The following is a 14,814-nucleotide window of genomic DNA, read 5'->3' on the forward strand; positions in this document are numbered from 1 at the left end:
TTACTTTGAAGCAGAGGATCGCAGAGATCGTTAGGGGTAGAAGATACGAGGAGCTTCTGGAGCTCAGCCATAAAAGGGGTCTCAAGAAGGTTGCAACCTCCCTGATATCCTTTCTTTATCTGGATGAGCTGATGGTTTTCCATTCTGCTGAAGCGATTGGTGTCGTTTGCAGAGAGATTGAAAAGAGGGATGACGAATTTGTAAGAAACATTCTCAGAAGGCTGTTCTGGCATCTGAGCGATGAATCTGGGGCTTACTGTAAAGGAGCCCCGCTTGCTATTGGAGAGATTGGAAGAAACTGCCCAGTAGCTTTCGATAATTTCAGGAACATGCTGCTAGCTTTACTCAGAAATGAGGAGGTTGAGAAGAAGTATGTTCTGTATGCGATTTACAGAAGTGCGAGAGAGATGAGGTCAGCCTATCCCGATCCTGTTGAAGAGATAAAGCCATATCTGAGATATAGTGGAGAGATAAAGGCGTATGCCATTTTAGCCCTCATCGCACTGGGTTATATACCTGAAATTGATGCCGATGAGAGGGTTAGGATATATATCGACGGAGATTTCAGGGAGATAGCTTTGGTTGAGCTGAAAAATTTTGTCAATCGTGAGAATGTTAAGTAACTGGAAACCGTATTGAGGTTTTGAATTTCTCTGGAGAGCTGAAAATTGGATGCAGTATCACATCAAATCAATAATCGTCTCAACACAAAACCAAACAACATGCGCCGGCCGGGATTTGAACCCGGGGCAAGGGCTCGGCAAGCCCTGGTGTTTCCAGTTATTTTTGGATTTTGAAGGCTTTTAAGGCTTTTTTCGAGTAACTGAGACAGATTAATCTTGTTCTGCCGTGCATACTCCAACAGTTCGGCATCAATATAAACAGAAGTCCGTTTTTTCATTTTATCACTTCAATTGTATTTATATAAAGTTATGAACCGACATTTTGTCCACTATCCGGAAAACTTGACAGATCAATCATAATGCCAATACAGCTTTCCTAACACTTGATTACCCTAGTAGTTCTTTTGCTAATTCCACTTTTTTTATGTGTAAATAGGCGGTTAGTTCCTCTATGAACTCAACAACCCATGCTAAATTGTGTTGGGTAAAAGATACGATCACTATAACGGTCCCATCGTGTTTAATTACACAGTTCAGCACCACAATCGAGTCATCTCTTTTTATGTAGTATACACCTGTTTGTTTTTGTACATCAAATTTACCCTCTATGAAGGTCTTTAATTTCTCTTCATTTTCTTCCGAAATCAGTTCTGCCTCCAAAACTAATCCATATTTTTTCCCAAACATCTTTCATCCCCCCATAACCATATTTCAGCTGAACAAATACCACTCGGCATAGCGGTAGAACTCCATGGCATCGTGTTCGTCCATACCATATATCTCTGCGATCCTCTTGACTATCTGCTTTGCATTATATCCCTTCTCGACCATCCAGGCAACATTGCGGGTTATCATTTCTGCAAGCTCCCTCTCCTCAATCGTCGATTCGATTTCGATCCGCTTTGGGATCCTATCGATCTCAATGACTCTTGCGTTATCAACCTCATACTCCCTAATCTTCTTGTCAACAACAACACTAACCTCGATCCAGATTCTTTTATTTTCCAGCTCAAGGGAGGTGATCATACAGAGACCCCCTATACTCGATTTTCATTTTTAAAGTCAAAAAATTAAGTTGGATCCATGGAAGAAATTGTAATCCCAGTGAGGGGGAAGATCAAGCGTATTGTTGCTGAAGTTAAAGAGATAGTTGTAGAACTTGAATTCGTCGGATATGGTGTTAGAGAGATCACGATTCCTGTAGAGGGCGACATAACTGGTCTAAAATTTTAACTCAATAATTTATCTGCCAGTTCAGTTGATTTGGTTAAGTGTTCTGAAGCCGAATTGATATATTCAGTTGCTCTATTGATTTTTTCTGCATCGTTGTCTCTTACACCATATTCTAAGTTTATCCCTGCAAGTTTGAAGTCTATCAAGGCCAGCTTGAACTCATCTCTGAGATCTTCCAATTCATCTGAGATCTTAAAATCGTCTATTTCTGATAATGCCATCTCTGCCTCGTATCTCAACATAGCCCCACCCAGTTCTAAAGCAGAAAAATTATTACTGTTGGCAGCATCAACAGCAAATTTCAGAGCATCCATTACTCGATGATCCGTTTGTATGACCCAATTTATAAATTCACGGTCTGAATCAGAAAGTTGCGATGTTGGCATGGAAGTGGATGTTGGAGTTGCTGTTGAAGCAGATGTAACGGTAGGTGCTGCTTGCTGATTTTCAGATTCTTCTCCACCGAGAGATGCCAAGATAAAAAACAACACGACTAAACCCAAAACAATCCATCTTTTTTTCAATTTCCTCACCTCTTACCTTATAACCTCCTCTCCTGCGTCAATCTCTTCGATCGGTTTGTGCTTCTCTTGTTCAATCTCTTCAGCGATTTCTTCCGCAGATTTGCGAGGTTTGAGTTTGCCTTGGGCTTCGTATTTTCCAATGAATTCTGCAATCGCTAAATTTACGATTTCAGAAATGTTTGCAAACTCGCCAGATTTCTCCATTTCTTTCAGTTTCTTTTTTAAGTAAGGGGAGATGCTGATGGATAGTCTTTCTTTTTTAGTTCCAAAGTCATGTTCTGATTTACTCACTTGTTTGGCAACCATTATCTTTCATCCTCCTACTATTTTATTACCATATTAATAACAAGTTACGACCAAAAAATATAAATATCTTTGTGCGAAGATGTTAATAACATGTTAAGACAAAAAGATGCTGAGAATAAGGGGAAAATGGAAACAAGAGTGAGCGTATATCTGACAACGGATGAACTAAAAGACTTTGACAAGGCTGTTAAGAAATCTGGTCGTTTTGTTAGCCGCAGCGACGCAATCCGATACCTTATCAGGAAATTCATAGATGATCAGGGCGTTACGCCCCGCCAGGTGGTCGAACACCCCTACGGGGGAGAAAAGAAAGTGGAGGTTGAGTGACATGCCACACACAGATCTAACTGAAGACTGGGAAACTACTCCAACCAAACCAAAACTCAAGATCGATGACACTTCGGCAGACTCTCCTAAGACTAATGTCACAGTTAACCTCCCTACCCAGCCAAGCCAGACCATCAGACACGAGCACCACACAATGCCAAAGCCACCGGAGATCAAGGTAACCTTAACGAGAGGACAGAAGGGAAGCTATGGATGGGAAATCACATACAACGGCACGGACAGCGAATTCATCATCTCTAAGATCAAATACATCGACGAGAAGCTGAGAAAACTGTTTTTGGAGGATGAGCCATGATCCCGCCATCCTTCCGCCCGGCCAAATGCTGCGGCACGTGCGACTTCTACAAGGGCTCCTACTGCATCAAACACAACTTCCCGACAACAGATGTGATGGTCTGCGATGAGCATCCAGGAGGGGAGAAGCGATGACAGTCAGATGCGGCATCTGCGGAAAACCACTCTCAAACCCCGACAGCGTCCGCAAGGGAATCGGTCCCAAATGTGCACAGAAGCTCAGAAGTGCAGACTTCAGAAGCCAGATGGAGGAGAGAATCCAGAAACTACGACTCAAAGCTCACAGAGAATACAACAAGAACCTGAAGAAGTATCCAATCCTCCAGGAAGGCGAAGTTAGATGCAAGAACTGTGGCAGGCCCGTTTACTACCATCCCGACGATGGTTGCCCTGGACCGTTTTGCTGTTCTCCCTGCTGCCCATACGCAACGATTTCTCCATGCCCAAGAGAGCAGAAGATGGGTTCTCTCGTTGATGCTCTGGCTGTAGCAAATAAGCAAGCTACGCTGGAGGTCTGACCATGCTCAATTCCCGCAAGCTGATCATTGCTGCCGAGGCGTTAAAGCTCCTCGTCGATGCACAGACAAAACTCGCAGCCCTGGAGATGGACCACGAGAGGAAAGTCATCGAGGCTGTCAAGGATTCCATCATGAGGGAGATCTGCAGGATCAGCAACGGAGGTGGTTGACCTGCTCAACAAATACCTCTATGAGATAAGGGCTGCTATTGGCTATTACGAGGACGAAATCAGAATTTTCCTTAAACAACCTAATCTCAGGCAGATTAACGATCTTTCAGCGATACTCAGGGAAGAGTTCCCTGTTGGAGAGGATCAGATTAAAATCGTATCTCTCAAATCCAGTGAATACACGATTGCACTGTCCCTCCCACCATCTATTTTTGAAGTGGAGCAGCATAGAACCGAAGACGCCAGAGACACAGATGACGAAATAAGCTATGTTCCAATAGACAACTACGAAATCAAAATCGACAAGCCCAATGACACTGTTTTCATAAGATACAAACCGAACAACCAGAAAATCACCCTTCCGCTCTCGAAGGTGAGGAAGCTCTACGACCTGATGCCTGAAAAATTCGGTGTAAAAGAGCTTTTTGAGAAGGCAGGCGAGGCTGGACTGGCACTTAGCAAGCAGGCAGCTGGACACCTCATAAGGGTCTTTTCTCATGTCGAATTTAACGCAGATGTTCGAAGAGACGGAAACAAACTCGTTGCCGTCAAAATCGAAGAAGGATACCTGAGAGAAGAGAACCGCCGAAAACTCAAGCAGGAGCTGGAAGTTATCGGGCGTGGTGTTGAAGCATGAAGATTGACTTTAATGAACTAGTTGCAATAGCATTTCTTGAGAGGTCCAGAAGATACAACCTGAAGATCAAGGACTCAATCAGACAGAAAGCGAAGGAGGCAATCGAGAGGCACAATCTGACACAGGAACAGATCAACCTGATTTATAAGGTGTTTACGGGGGACAGTCAGGCAGAATGCAACCACCCTCTCCCGGCGGGACTCTCTTATCCATCTAATCAAACCCCCCACCCTGTCCATGCTCATACCCCGTTGCCAGCTCGATACCGGGAAGAGGGTGAGGGGAGTGATGCACGATGAACTGTGCCTACTGTGGCCATCCAATCTCGCAGGATGGTGCTGTTTCTGACGGTTATGTGGTCCTCTGCGAGGAGTGCTACAATCATCTTTACAGGTGATATTATGCTCAAATGTCCGTATCACGGATGCAAGTTCAAATCCAAGACCCTGATGAGGCTGATCAGGCACGTTCGAGTAAGACACCCGCTGAATGGGAAGTGTCCAGCGTGCGGAAGGGAGTTTAAAGAGGTAATGTGTCACATCGCACATGAGGTAAGAGACAACGCTGACGAGGATCACGCTGTATATTACGGGCTTTACAGCAAATCCAAGGGCGGTTCACAGTCAAAAGTGCTTTCCTGGGCGAGAGATGTTGCGATGTCTGTTCTGGAGGTCGACGATGGGTTTGTTGAATTCGGGAGGGTAAGGTGCAGGAGAGATGAACGAGTTTGACGAACTTGATGAGCTTTTCAGGCTCGCGGATGCGGTTATAGAAGAGATTGAGAAAATAGATTTTGATGAGCTGGAGGATGTGGTATGAGGCCCATAAGCATTGAAATTAACAATAAGTTCAGGGAGGATGTCGCCTATTACGCTCATATCGTTGTCCAGGACTCGTTTAAGAACAAAATGAAACCCCGCTTCGGTGATGGGGGCTTCGTCAAGCACTACATTGGCAAGATGGGAGAGATGGCCTTCTTCCGCTTTTGCATGCAGAACGGCATAGCTGTCAAGCACATCCCGTTCAGGGACGATTACTCAACCCTGAACGATAAAGACGATTTCGTGATAATAACTCACGGTGTTCAGAGAATTGTAGAGGTTAAGACCTCTGTGCTGAAAAGAAAAGACCCTCTTGATCCACCAGAGGACCTGCAGCTGTTTTACAACAAAAAGCAGTACGACGAGAAGGCGGAGTACAACCACATAGTTGTTTTCGCCGCCACAAACAGCGAACTGACAAAAATATCCCTCCTCGGCTGGATCCCAGCATACGAGATCAGGAAATACCCCGTGAGGCGTGATCTCAAGAGCCCCGCGTACGCCATACCCTACAGGGACCTGAGGAGCATGATTATGCTCACGGACAGGGAGATGATGATATGACGGCCATAGGGCTTGCGTTAGTCTTCGGATTTGGATTTTTTTGCGGATTTATCGCGTGTATGTGGTTTTTGGGAATTGAGCTGTTCATGAAAAGCTTCAGGAGGGGTTAGGTTGGAGGTTGAATGTACGGTTCAGGTAGATGTGGTTAAGGTCGTGTTCAAGGGGCTCAATGCACTCATCACCGAAGCCAGATTTAGATTTAGGGAGGATGGGCTGAAAATCAGGGCCGTTGATCCGGCGAATGTTGCAATGGTTCTCGTCGATATTCCTGATGACTCATTCGAGGCGTACAGCATTGATGAGGATGAAGTGGTCGTCGGTGTGGATGTAAACAGGGTATATGACTTCGTGAAGGGCATCAAAAACGGTGAGATGATTGACATTGCTGTTGACGATGAGAGGCTCGTGCTCACGAACAGGAGCGTTTCATACGAGCTCTCATTGATCGCACCAGACGCAATCAGGAAGGAGCCCAGAGTACCTCAGATAGACCTGCCAGCCAGGATCGTGATGGATGCCGAGGAGCTCAAGAAATTCGTCAATCTCGCGGACAAATTCGCCGACCATGTTGTGTTCAGGGCTGATGAGGATGGCTTTTACATTGAAGCCGAGGGGGATGTTGACGGCTTAAAGCTTGAAATGGGTGATGCGGATCTCGTAGAATTCAACCAGCAAAAAGCAAAGAGCATGTTCTCCCTTGAATACCTGAAGGAGTTTGTCAAGATCGCCTCGAAGGGGGATCTTCTGACGATCAGGCTCGGCACCGATTATCCCGTCTGGCTGGCATTTGAGCTCTGCGAGGGGAAGTGCAAGGTCGAGTACATACTTGCTCCGAGAATCGAGGCGGAGTGATAGCATGACATACTTAACTCTCAAATCCCTCTCAGCGGAGGATTCGCTCAAGGGGCGAAAGATCAAGGCTAAACTTGAAGGCAACGGCACAGCGAAAATAACAATCACAATCAAGGCGGAGAAGAAGGAAGACATCAAAGAAATCCTGAAAACATTGAAGAAGGGGGCCGTTTTCGAGCTGCAGCTTAAGCCAATCGGCTCGTTGCATGATAGAACGCTTGACGATTTTCAAATTTTTGGGGAGGGTGGGTAAATGGAAAACGACATAATCGAAGATCTCACGATTGCTGAGGCGAGCATAAAGAGGGCCTGCAAAGCCCTGATCCATAATCAGCCACTCCTCGCTTCGAGGCTGAAGGGGTTAAGGAACGAGATTCTTGACATTCTTAATTCTATTGAGGGCTGATGCCTGATGTCTGAAGGTGTAGACATAACGAATGCAAAATGCGGAATCTGTGGTAGGAGAGTAACCACGGGTGTTAACAAAATGTTAACAAAAACTATGACACAGATTAGCAAGGTTGTTAACAAAATCCGCGAAAATACCCCTTGCAATGGACAGGTTAAATCATATGGATGTGAGATAAAAAAGCTTGATTTTTCTTTACTTTATTTATTAAAAACGACTAAGTTGTAAAAACAATAGTATATTTACTTCGGAGGAAATAAAAATGGAGAGAGGAGATAAAAATATAAGTAGTCATGGGAAGGGAAGTAAAAACGAAAAAGATCAGAACGAAGTTAACAATATTCTCTCGGATTCTGTTAACAAAACAAAATTTGTTAACAAAATGTTAACAAAATCAGGATCATCAAAATCAAAACTGCAGAGAGTGGACTTAAACACATTCAGAAGAATAGACGAGATCAAGAAGAGGTACCAGAGACGGTCTTTTAATGACACTCTCGAGTTTCTTCTCAATTGCTATGATTTTCTTGAGGGAATAGCTATCAGATACAATTTGGGTGATATAAAATCTGCAACAGAGTTCATAGAAAACCATCTGCCGAAATCGCAGGCCGAAGTGATTCATCAGAATGTCTTTGATCTGATCAAAAAGACAGGCATAAACGGAGAGGATGCTGAGGTTCTTATCGATCATTTTCTGCAGACCCTGATTCTTGTTAAGCTGAGGAGAAAGAGGGCTATTGAAGTTCTCAGGCCGTTTTTGGTAGTGAGAGGTGGTTCTCCTTGATAGTACAAGCCACCCTGGACTGGAACTTCAGTGCCATCACAAATAGGAGAAGAGTGAAGTTCTTGAGAGAAGGAGTCATAGGCCCACTCAGGATGCACATAGGAAAGTGTCAGCCCCATGAGAAGAATTACGGCTACTTGATATGTGACAATTACTGGAGCAAAATCATAATTCACGACGCCTTGAACTCCTTCAAAATCACCAAGAAGCCAAGATATTGCAAAACATGCAGGAAGAAAAGCAGTGGACACGTGGAACGCTATAAGCACTGCTGGGCAGATAGATTCTACATACCCTGAAAGACGATCCAAAAGAGTCCATTGAGGATAAGGTCAGAAGGTTGGAAGAAGCTGGTTATTCTGGTAGATTTCTGTAAGTTCGTAAATTTTTTGAGAAAATTTATTATTAAGTAAGTAATGAGATAATAGCATGACAGTCGATTCCATAATAATAAGTACATTAGTAGGTTATTTTATAACCTATCTCAGCTTTTATTATTTAATCGTAGAGCGGAAAAGAGAAAAAAGAAAAAAAGAAAAGAAAAATTTTTTAATGTACTTTCAGAAGGATTAAAATCAGGCTCGATAACAACATTAGACGACGTGGTAAATGTCTATAAGGGCGTATCTGGATTGGAATCAGAAGATCTGAGTTACCGATATGGGTTAAGTAAACTACTCCGTGAATTTCTCGTTGAAGTAATTTCCAAAAAAGTAGATAGATCTCTTGATGATGAAACAATAAGAGAGTGGAAGGAAAAGATAACTAAGTTTATCAAAGAGAATGAAGATATATCACCTTATGCTGACTTGCCTGCTGCTGAAAGAAATATTTTAAGCGATATAACGACGTTTCTTGATATGGGTGACGCAGATGCAGTAAAGAGAAAGATTTTAGAATTGGCTGGAATGATCCAAGCAAGACATGATGATTTAAATAGAATTCGCTCCATAAACAAGTGGACTGTACCATTATCGGTAATTGGACTGATTCTAACAGTAATATTTGGAATGTTAGCATTGATATAAGTTTTCGATTCTCTTTTTTTAAAGTCAATTCGAACCAATCCGAACTATGGCAATTAACAAGATCATCAAGTTCAACCTCGAAGAGCATGCAAACAAGCTCAATCGTCCTTGTGACCCACTCTTTTAAAGTCTTGCTTTAACGCTCTTTTATGAGCTTTAACAAGAACCCTCAGTGTAAAATCTGTCAAAGCGAACACTGCGACGACATCAACCGCATGCTTGCCGAAGGCAGACCTTACTCTGAAATCATCGCCGAGTTCAAAGACAAGATCCCGAATCTCAACAAGACCAATCTTAGCATCCACAAGCGAAAACACTTCAACTTTGTTGGGGAGGCAATTGAGGAATACTATCGATCCCAAAAAGTGTTCGAGGAAGCAAAGAAGAAAGTCATAGATGAGCTTGAGGCCCTCGATACCACAGTTGCGAGAGCCTATGAAATCCTGCACAGCAATGAGGCAGAGAAAAAGCCGAGAATAGCAGAAGTGTGGGGAAACCTCATGCTCAGGGCCATCAAGCTTAAGCACGAGATAGCTGGCAACATAGAGGATCCAGCATCCAAGCTTCTGACCTTCTTCGAGGAGGCGATGAAGGAGGATGAATGAGCTCATTTCCGAGCTCGGGAAAGACAGGAAGAAGCTCAAGCAGGCTATCAGGGATCCCGTGCTGTTCACCCAGATTTTCCTCAACCACGAGCCACACGAGGCTCAGAAGCAGATTCTCCGCGACAGACATCAGTTCAAAACTATCGTGGCTGGCAGAAGATTTGGCAAAACAAAAGCAATGGCCTTCTCAACCATTCACTACGCAATAACTCACCCTGGATCCATTCAGTTCATTCTTGCTCCATCATACAATCAGGCCAACATCATGTTCTGGGAAATCACAACCCTGCTATCAAAATCGATCCTGGTCCACTTGGTTGAGAGGGTGTACAAGACTCCCTTCAGCAAGATCATATTCAAGAACGGTAGCGAGATCCATGCCCGCTCAACCACGAAGCCAGAATACCTCAGAGGGCACAAAGCCCACAGAGTGATCCTCGACGAAGCTGCTTACATCCCGGATGATGTTATCAGCCAGGTTGTCGAGCCAATGCTTGCTGATTACAATGGATCCTGGATCAAGATCGGCACACCATTCGGGAAGAACCACTTTTATGACACTTATTTGAAGGGGCAGAGTGAGGGGTTCCCGGACTACTCAAGCTATCGTTTCCCTTCAACAGCAAACCCACACATCAGCCATGAGTTCATCGAGAAAAAGAAGCGCGAGTACGGAGAGAACTCAATAATCTTTCGAACGGAGTACTTGGCTGAATTCATAGAGGACCAGAATGCAGTCTTCAAGTGGGCAGACATTCAAAAGAACATCGCAGGAATTCAGCTTATTGACAAAGGGATCAGCGGCAGAAGGTACGTAATCGGGGTTGATTTAGCAAAGTACATGGACTACACGGTCATCGTTGTGCTCGATGTAACAGAGAAGCCGTACAGGCTGATCTACTTCGAGAGGTATAATCGCCGCCCTTATGCTGAGACTATTTTCAGGATTAAAGACCTGCACAAGCGTTTCAACCTCGCAAGAGTGCTCATCGATAGTTCAGGAGTTGGTGATCCTGTTCTTGAGGATTTGCAGGGGATAGGAGCCGAAGGCTACGTGTTCACATCGAAATCCAAGGTCCAGCTGATTAATAGACTCGTGGCAGCGATGGAGAATGGGGAAGTGAAGTATCCTTACATCGAGGACCTCATCAAAGAGCTGCAATTCTTCGAGTACCAGCTGACGAGAACCGGAATAAAGATGGGGGCTCGCCAGGGCTTTAACGATGATTGCGTTATTGCCCTCGCTCTTGCAGTTTGGATTGCTGAACAGCACTCTCACAAGGTCCTCAGGCGAGTTTACGGGGCTACTGGCTAATTTTGACAAAATCCGATTATTTGAACGATTAAATTGCATCGCCGCTCTATTCGATTCATGAGATCATCTGGATCTAATTTTCAACTCTTTTTGAATTTGTCGTATATATAAGCGAATGGTGTTGCTAAGAGAGCAATGATTGCAGCTCCACCGATTCCACGGATTACTGGTTCAACTATAGTGGTAGCTGTGAAGATCTGCAGAAACTTTGAAGGTATGTTGTAAACTACCAAGTACGAAGTTAAAAAAATTGTAGCCAAAGATATTAAAGCTGAGATACTTATTGATTTTCGACGTATAGGCATTACAAACTTAAAAAATAGCAATATTCCAATGATGTGGTTGAAGAAGATTGCATATACTGTGCTTTCCAAGGGAAATTCGAAAATAGCAAGAAAAATGAACGAAGACAACATGTATGCAAATAGAGAAACAATTAATATTAGTTCAGCGCTAAAAGTGAGGAAATCTTCTACTTCGCGTTTCCACCACAGTTTAATACCCGAAGAAAAAATTCTGCTGATTACTGTAATTGCCAGATAAAGAAACAAATATAAGCTCGATACGGCCCCAAATCCAATGTATATTCTCTCATCCCCATTCATGTCCCTAGACAATTTAAATAGATACATCGAAAGAGCAGCAAAGACACCGACTAAAGTTAACATTCTAAATTCTTTTTCTCCAATCAAATCCAATACGCTCGAGACTTTATTTTCTGTCTCACTCTTAGAATTTGGCATGTATATAGGCTACGGAAAATATATATTAATTTACTTCGAATTCACATAATCTGCATAGGTAGAAGCTTTGCATCTTTTAAAGTCTATTCTGTCCTATCCCTTCATGTTAAAGAAAGTTCTCAGAAAAGACACCCCACAGCGCAAGCCAATCACGCTGAAGTATGCCTCCGACAAAGCAGTTTTAGTCGACAAACCCATCGAAAGTTCTCCTGGATTTGATCCACGTGTTAACTATGATGAATACGAATATCTCTACAACATCAGTGAAGACGCACAGGCCCACTTGGAAACAATCACGTACCTCGTTATTGGAGCTGGCTTCCAGTTCATTGGAGATCCCAGGGGTGTTGAGAAATGCGAGGAGTTTGCTAAGCTTGTTGGGCTCCACGACATCCTCGAGAACGATGTTCTGACTCATCTGATCTTTGGCAATGCATACAACTTCATAGTTGCAGATGACAACGATTTCGGCTTCACGCTACAAGTGGTCCACCCAAAGAGAGTTAAGATTGTTACAGACAAGTATGGTAAGATCGAATATTACTGGTACAATTATGATGCTACATTTACCGGAGAACCCAAGGAAAACGAGAAATTTGAGCCTGAAAATGTCCTCCACTTCAGATTCAGACAGTTTGCAGACAACGTCTACGGCTTAAGCTTACTTCACAATGTATACAACAAACTCTCATTAAAGAACAAGATCGAAGCAACAGCAGCTGCAATGGCCCACAGAGACGCTCACCGTCTGCTATGGGCCAAGGTTGAAGTAAGCCCTGAAGAAGAAGCAATCAACCCGAAAACTGGAAAAGCCTATGCACAGGAGAAGATCGATGCTGTAAATGCTTTACTTGCTAACAGAGTCAAAGACAATCAGGATGGAACCTTCACAGTCAGCAACAATCTCGTTTTTGATCAATCTGTTGAATTGAAAGATCTGTCAGCATCTCATGATTTCGCTGGTATTGCCAAGATCTTGGAACATTTGCAGAGGCAGGTTGATAGGGCATTGAAGGTTCCCAAGGTATTCCTTGGTGAAGCCGAAGGTAGTAACAGAGCTACATCCTACAATCAACGTAGAACCTTCATGCTCTTCATTGAATCCATACAGAGAAAATTCGAGACCGAGATCAACCGCAAGTTGATCCCACAAATAACCGATGCCGATGTAAAAATCAAGTTCAATTCTCCGATGAGAGAGGATTACAGCGATTGGGTGGAACAGGCTGTGAAGCTGTATCAGGCAGGGATAGTGTCGACAGTCGAGGCAAGAGAGTGGGTGGATCTGCCGCCAAAGCCACCTGATGAGGGGGAATAATGGAAGATGGCAGAGAAGGATAAGCTGCCGATGCCGGCAACGAGCCCGATCTCGAAGATAAGGGTCATCGAGTACATGAGAAAGCTCGGGAAACTGCCAGTTTCGATGAAGAGGAAAGTGCTTGATTTTCTTGAAACCATTGACAGGATCGACGACGCGGAGATAGAACAGATAAAGAACATAATCGAGCTTGAGATGGGTCCCGAGAAGGCAAAGCCGATAGTAGAGGAGTTCACTGAGAGGTTCTGGAAGGATGGGGGCGACTATGCATCAAGACAGCTGAAGAAACTTGGCATAACTCTCGAGATCCCACATGAGATAACGCTTGCGATCGTCGACAGGGAGATTCTCGAACAGATCAAGGGGCTGCAGCTCGATCTGGTCAAGGGACTGTCGGAAGAGATCAAGAAGAAGATAGCGTATGAGCTGAGGGAAGGGTGGATGCTCGGCGAGAGCATACCAAAGCTGAAGAACAGGATCATTAATGTTGCGGAGATGGGCAAGAGGAGGGCTGAGATGATCGCAAGGACAGAGAGCACAAGAGTCTTCAACAGGGCGGCATTCGAGAGATACTCCGCCGTGAACATAAAGAAATGGCGATGGCTCGCTGCGATGGACGAAAGGACCTGCCCCGTCTGCATGTCCAAGCACGGCAAGACATTCAGTGGTGCTTCGCAACTACCTCCACACGGTTCGCACGTAAACTGTAGATGTACGATAATTCCCAACATCCTAAAGACTTGATAGAAAGATAGCTGAGAAACCCAGCCAGATTATAATTATCCTGTCAAGTGTTACGAGTAATAAGTGGCCATCAGAACTTTAATTACCACAAGACTCTATGATCCGGAAGCTGAAGAGGAGGACGGAGAACTGCTGATTATTTAAATTATCTAATTCTTTCAACCCCCACTTGTCTATAATACTCGAAAATCAATTCTTTCTTTCGGTTTTTCTGTTTAAGTTTGCTTTTTATCCTTATTCTGTTCATAAAGGAACTAAAAAAGTCAAAAAGACTCTGCGATAATTTTTTAGGTTGGTTTACTTTAGGACCGAGAATATCTATACCTATATACTCTTTAAAATTTGCTGGTTCGGTCTCGATGGGAGATAGAATCTCTATCTTATCTCTTTCTTTATCTTTTGAATACTCTAATTGGACTCGTGTCTGAATTTTTTCATTGCCGAAACCTGCTGAACTTAAATAATCCATTAATTCAAAGATACTATACCACTTACCTTCAGATTCATTAGCCCAAAACAATGGTTTAATTTTAAGTTCAATCTCATTGGCACCAAGAGGTTTGTAGATACTAAGCGGTGGTAATGATGGAAAAAGATGGCAAATATATTTATAGGTAGTTGTCGGAGAGTTGACTTCAACTATTAGTTTGGGGTCTTTGGCTACAAAATTACCCACATTTACGACCCATAACTTAATTTCCTCACCAATAAATAGCGCATTTGCATCAATAATCGGTTCTGACATAATTTTGGTTTGTTTTCTTTGCAACAACGCTTGGACTAACACTATACCTACGAGAAGCACACTTGAGATAAATGCAGGTATTTGATCAACTTTCGAGGGATACATAAATATACTACCTAATAAAGTTATGATGAAAAGTAACAGAAAAACGAGTGTCACCCCGTTAAATCTTGGAATGGTCCTAACCATATTCAATCTTAAATAATCAATAAAAAAATGTTGCCTTCTTA

The 14,814-nt window shown here is 43.4% G+C and carries 28 protein-coding genes; 21 read left to right on the forward strand and 7 right to left on the reverse strand.

Going from position 1 to position 14,814, the window contains the following annotated elements; genetic code table 11:
• Window positions 1–5: 5 nt before the first annotated feature.
• The gene (locus tag ASULF_RS07255) at window positions 6–623 is read left to right on the forward strand and encodes a DVU0298 family protein (RefSeq protein WP_015591063.1); all 618 of its coding nucleotides are present in this window, start codon (window positions 6–8) and stop codon (window positions 621–623) included.
• A gap of 62 nt (window positions 624–685) precedes the next feature.
• Here ASULF_RS07255 and ASULF_RS12430 read toward each other — a convergent pair whose 3' ends face one another.
• The 3 genes from ASULF_RS12430 to ASULF_RS07270 all read right to left on the reverse strand — a co-directional run bounded on the left by ASULF_RS12430 (window position 686) and on the right by ASULF_RS07270 (window position 1,649).
• The gene (locus ASULF_RS12430; RefSeq protein ID WP_048098180.1) at window positions 686–901 is read right to left on the reverse strand and encodes a type II toxin-antitoxin system CcdA family antitoxin; all 216 of its coding nucleotides are present in this window, start codon (window positions 899–901) and stop codon (window positions 686–688) included.
• 109 nt (window positions 902–1,010) lie between these two features.
• Window positions 1,011–1,310, reverse strand: a complete 300-nt coding sequence (locus ASULF_RS07265; protein ID WP_015591064.1) for a hypothetical protein — start codon at window positions 1,308–1,310, stop codon at window positions 1,011–1,013.
• Window positions 1,311–1,334: 24 nt separating this feature from the next.
• Window positions 1,335–1,649: a hypothetical protein gene (locus ASULF_RS07270; RefSeq protein WP_015591065.1), complete on the reverse strand. Its 315-nt coding sequence runs from the start codon at window positions 1,647–1,649 to the stop codon at window positions 1,335–1,337.
• A gap of 57 nt (window positions 1,650–1,706) precedes the next feature.
• Between ASULF_RS07270 and ASULF_RS12005 the strand changes: the two genes are divergently transcribed.
• Entirely contained in the window at window positions 1,707–1,856 is a 150-nt protein-coding gene (locus ASULF_RS12005; RefSeq protein WP_015591066.1) for a hypothetical protein, read from the forward strand.
• Here the strand turns inward: ASULF_RS12005 and ASULF_RS07275 are convergent.
• Window positions 1,853–2,380 carry a hypothetical protein gene (locus ASULF_RS07275; protein WP_144060511.1) on the reverse strand — a complete coding sequence of 176 codons (528 nt, stop codon included), beginning with the start codon at window positions 2,378–2,380 and terminating at the stop codon, window positions 1,853–1,855. The genes ASULF_RS12005 and ASULF_RS07275 overlap by 4 nt on opposite strands.
• 12 nt (window positions 2,381–2,392) lie before the next feature.
• Window positions 2,393–2,686 (reverse strand): hypothetical protein, encoded by a 294-nt coding sequence (locus ASULF_RS07280; protein ID WP_015591068.1) that lies wholly within the window; start codon window positions 2,684–2,686, stop codon window positions 2,393–2,395.
• Window positions 2,687–2,776: 90 nt separating this feature from the next.
• On the opposite strand from ASULF_RS07280, the gene ASULF_RS07285 reads away from it, so the two are divergent.
• The 17 genes from ASULF_RS07285 to ASULF_RS07350 all read left to right on the forward strand — a co-directional run bounded on the left by ASULF_RS07285 (window position 2,777) and on the right by ASULF_RS07350 (window position 11,034).
• Window positions 2,777–3,013: a ribbon-helix-helix domain-containing protein gene (locus tag ASULF_RS07285; RefSeq protein ID WP_015591069.1), complete on the forward strand. Its 237-nt coding sequence runs from the start codon at window positions 2,777–2,779 to the stop codon at window positions 3,011–3,013.
• Window position 3,014: 1 nt separating this feature from the next.
• Window positions 3,015–3,329, forward strand: coding sequence for a hypothetical protein (locus ASULF_RS07290; protein WP_015591070.1), 315 nt, complete (start codon window positions 3,015–3,017; stop codon window positions 3,327–3,329).
• Window positions 3,330–3,459: 130 nt separating this feature from the next.
• Complete coding sequence (locus ASULF_RS07295) at window positions 3,460–3,846, forward strand: DUF6011 domain-containing protein (RefSeq protein ID WP_015591072.1); 387 nt, start codon at window positions 3,460–3,462, stop codon at window positions 3,844–3,846.
• Between the two features lie 2 nt (window positions 3,847–3,848).
• Window positions 3,849–4,016, forward strand: coding sequence for a hypothetical protein (locus tag ASULF_RS12010; protein ID WP_015591073.1), 168 nt, complete (start codon window positions 3,849–3,851; stop codon window positions 4,014–4,016).
• Complete coding sequence (locus ASULF_RS07300) at window positions 4,009–4,653, forward strand: hypothetical protein (RefSeq protein WP_015591074.1); 645 nt, start codon at window positions 4,009–4,011, stop codon at window positions 4,651–4,653. The genes ASULF_RS12010 and ASULF_RS07300 overlap by 8 nt, the downstream gene beginning before the upstream one ends.
• Window positions 4,650–4,952 (forward strand): hypothetical protein, encoded by a 303-nt coding sequence (locus ASULF_RS07305; RefSeq protein ID WP_015591075.1) that lies wholly within the window; start codon window positions 4,650–4,652, stop codon window positions 4,950–4,952. Before ASULF_RS07300 ends, ASULF_RS07305 begins: the two co-directional genes overlap by 4 nt.
• Window positions 4,953–5,054: 102 nt before the next feature.
• A complete protein-coding gene (locus ASULF_RS07310) occupies window positions 5,055–5,384 on the forward strand; it encodes a hypothetical protein (protein WP_015591076.1) in 330 nt (109 codons plus the stop codon).
• 84 nt (window positions 5,385–5,468) lie between these two features.
• The gene (locus tag ASULF_RS07315) at window positions 5,469–6,038 is read left to right on the forward strand and encodes a hypothetical protein (protein ID WP_015591078.1); all 570 of its coding nucleotides are present in this window, start codon (window positions 5,469–5,471) and stop codon (window positions 6,036–6,038) included.
• 111 nt (window positions 6,039–6,149) lie between these two features.
• The gene (locus ASULF_RS07320) at window positions 6,150–6,890 is read left to right on the forward strand and encodes a DNA polymerase sliding clamp (RefSeq protein ID WP_015591080.1); all 741 of its coding nucleotides are present in this window, start codon (window positions 6,150–6,152) and stop codon (window positions 6,888–6,890) included.
• 4 nt (window positions 6,891–6,894) lie between these two features.
• The gene (locus ASULF_RS07325; protein WP_015591081.1) at window positions 6,895–7,143 is read left to right on the forward strand and encodes a hypothetical protein; all 249 of its coding nucleotides are present in this window, start codon (window positions 6,895–6,897) and stop codon (window positions 7,141–7,143) included.
• Complete coding sequence (locus ASULF_RS12015; RefSeq protein ID WP_015591082.1) at window positions 7,144–7,296, forward strand: hypothetical protein; 153 nt, start codon at window positions 7,144–7,146, stop codon at window positions 7,294–7,296. It abuts the gene before it with no gap.
• Between the two features lie 6 nt (window positions 7,297–7,302).
• Window positions 7,303–7,527, forward strand: coding sequence for a hypothetical protein (locus ASULF_RS11740; protein WP_015591083.1), 225 nt, complete (start codon window positions 7,303–7,305; stop codon window positions 7,525–7,527).
• Between the two features lie 154 nt (window positions 7,528–7,681).
• A complete protein-coding gene (locus ASULF_RS07330; protein WP_144060512.1) occupies window positions 7,682–8,086 on the forward strand; it encodes a hypothetical protein in 405 nt (134 codons plus the stop codon).
• The gene (locus ASULF_RS07335; RefSeq protein WP_015591085.1) at window positions 8,083–8,385 is read left to right on the forward strand and encodes a hypothetical protein; all 303 of its coding nucleotides are present in this window, start codon (window positions 8,083–8,085) and stop codon (window positions 8,383–8,385) included. The genes ASULF_RS07330 and ASULF_RS07335 overlap by 4 nt, the downstream gene beginning before the upstream one ends.
• Window positions 8,386–8,688: 303 nt before the next feature.
• Window positions 8,689–9,114, forward strand: coding sequence for a hypothetical protein (locus tag ASULF_RS07340; protein WP_015591086.1), 426 nt, complete (start codon window positions 8,689–8,691; stop codon window positions 9,112–9,114).
• A 149-nt stretch (window positions 9,115–9,263) separates the two neighbouring features.
• Window positions 9,264–9,719, forward strand: a complete 456-nt coding sequence (locus tag ASULF_RS07345) for a hypothetical protein (protein ID WP_144060513.1) — start codon at window positions 9,264–9,266, stop codon at window positions 9,717–9,719.
• Window positions 9,712–11,034, forward strand: a complete 1,323-nt coding sequence (locus ASULF_RS07350; RefSeq protein ID WP_015591088.1) for a terminase large subunit domain-containing protein — start codon at window positions 9,712–9,714, stop codon at window positions 11,032–11,034. The genes ASULF_RS07345 and ASULF_RS07350 overlap by 8 nt, the downstream gene beginning before the upstream one ends.
• Window positions 11,035–11,114: 80 nt before the next feature.
• On the opposite strand, the gene ASULF_RS07355 is transcribed toward ASULF_RS07350, so the two are convergent.
• On the reverse strand, window positions 11,115–11,777 hold the full coding sequence (locus ASULF_RS07355) for a hypothetical protein (RefSeq protein ID WP_015591089.1): 663 nt from the start codon (window positions 11,775–11,777) through the stop codon (window positions 11,115–11,117).
• Window positions 11,778–11,880: 103 nt separating this feature from the next.
• Between ASULF_RS07355 and ASULF_RS07360 the strand changes: the two genes are divergently transcribed.
• Window positions 11,881–13,095 (forward strand): phage portal protein, encoded by a 1,215-nt coding sequence (locus tag ASULF_RS07360; RefSeq protein WP_015591090.1) that lies wholly within the window; start codon window positions 11,881–11,883, stop codon window positions 13,093–13,095.
• Between the two features lie 6 nt (window positions 13,096–13,101).
• On the forward strand, window positions 13,102–13,839 hold the full coding sequence (locus ASULF_RS11385; protein ID WP_015591091.1) for a phage head morphogenesis protein: 738 nt from the start codon (window positions 13,102–13,104) through the stop codon (window positions 13,837–13,839).
• 145 nt (window positions 13,840–13,984) lie between these two features.
• On the opposite strand, the gene ASULF_RS07370 is transcribed toward ASULF_RS11385, so the two are convergent.
• Complete coding sequence (locus ASULF_RS07370) at window positions 13,985–14,644, reverse strand: hypothetical protein (RefSeq protein ID WP_144060514.1); 660 nt, start codon at window positions 14,642–14,644, stop codon at window positions 13,985–13,987.
• Window positions 14,645–14,814 lie beyond the last annotated feature (170 nt).

Source organism: Archaeoglobus sulfaticallidus PM70-1, assembly GCF_000385565.1.
Classification (GTDB): domain Archaea; phylum Halobacteriota; class Archaeoglobi; order Archaeoglobales; family Archaeoglobaceae; genus Archaeoglobus_A; species Archaeoglobus_A sulfaticallidus.

Excerpts from the sequence above, each read along its gene's own strand:
- ASULF_RS07270 (WP_015591065.1), bottom strand. The coding sequence starts at position 1,649 with ATGATCACCTCCCTTGAGCTGGAAAATAAAAGAATCTGGATCGAGGTT.
- ASULF_RS11385 (WP_015591091.1), top strand. The coding sequence starts at position 13,102 with ATGGCAGAGAAGGATAAGCTGCCGATGCCGGCAACGAGCCCGATCTCG.
- ASULF_RS07290 (WP_015591070.1), top strand. The coding sequence starts at position 3,015 with ATGCCACACACAGATCTAACTGAAGACTGGGAAACTACTCCAACCAAA.
- ASULF_RS07355 (WP_015591089.1), bottom strand. The coding sequence starts at position 11,777 with ATGCCAAATTCTAAGAGTGAGACAGAAAATAAAGTCTCGAGCGTATTG.
- ASULF_RS07280 (WP_015591068.1), bottom strand. The coding sequence starts at position 2,686 with ATGGTTGCCAAACAAGTGAGTAAATCAGAACATGACTTTGGAACTAAA.
- ASULF_RS07330 (WP_144060512.1), top strand. The coding sequence starts at position 7,682 with ATGTTAACAAAATCAGGATCATCAAAATCAAAACTGCAGAGAGTGGAC.
- ASULF_RS07295 (WP_015591072.1), top strand. The coding sequence starts at position 3,460 with ATGACAGTCAGATGCGGCATCTGCGGAAAACCACTCTCAAACCCCGAC.
- ASULF_RS07345 (WP_144060513.1), top strand. The coding sequence starts at position 9,264 with ATGAGCTTTAACAAGAACCCTCAGTGTAAAATCTGTCAAAGCGAACAC.
- ASULF_RS07350 (WP_015591088.1), top strand. The coding sequence starts at position 9,712 with ATGAATGAGCTCATTTCCGAGCTCGGGAAAGACAGGAAGAAGCTCAAG.
- ASULF_RS12430 (WP_048098180.1), bottom strand. The coding sequence starts at position 901 with ATGAAAAAACGGACTTCTGTTTATATTGATGCCGAACTGTTGGAGTAT.
- ASULF_RS12005 (WP_015591066.1), top strand. The coding sequence starts at position 1,707 with ATGGAAGAAATTGTAATCCCAGTGAGGGGGAAGATCAAGCGTATTGTT.
- ASULF_RS07315 (WP_015591078.1), top strand. The coding sequence starts at position 5,469 with ATGAGGCCCATAAGCATTGAAATTAACAATAAGTTCAGGGAGGATGTC.
- ASULF_RS07265 (WP_015591064.1), bottom strand. The coding sequence starts at position 1,310 with ATGTTTGGGAAAAAATATGGATTAGTTTTGGAGGCAGAACTGATTTCG.
- ASULF_RS07305 (WP_015591075.1), top strand. The coding sequence starts at position 4,650 with ATGAAGATTGACTTTAATGAACTAGTTGCAATAGCATTTCTTGAGAGG.
- ASULF_RS07325 (WP_015591081.1), top strand. The coding sequence starts at position 6,895 with ATGACATACTTAACTCTCAAATCCCTCTCAGCGGAGGATTCGCTCAAG.
- ASULF_RS12015 (WP_015591082.1), top strand. The coding sequence starts at position 7,144 with ATGGAAAACGACATAATCGAAGATCTCACGATTGCTGAGGCGAGCATA.
- ASULF_RS11740 (WP_015591083.1), top strand. The coding sequence starts at position 7,303 with ATGTCTGAAGGTGTAGACATAACGAATGCAAAATGCGGAATCTGTGGT.
- ASULF_RS07285 (WP_015591069.1), top strand. The coding sequence starts at position 2,777 with ATGTTAAGACAAAAAGATGCTGAGAATAAGGGGAAAATGGAAACAAGA.
- ASULF_RS12010 (WP_015591073.1), top strand. The coding sequence starts at position 3,849 with ATGCTCAATTCCCGCAAGCTGATCATTGCTGCCGAGGCGTTAAAGCTC.
- ASULF_RS07310 (WP_015591076.1), top strand. The coding sequence starts at position 5,055 with ATGCTCAAATGTCCGTATCACGGATGCAAGTTCAAATCCAAGACCCTG.
- ASULF_RS07360 (WP_015591090.1), top strand. The coding sequence starts at position 11,881 with ATGTTAAAGAAAGTTCTCAGAAAAGACACCCCACAGCGCAAGCCAATC.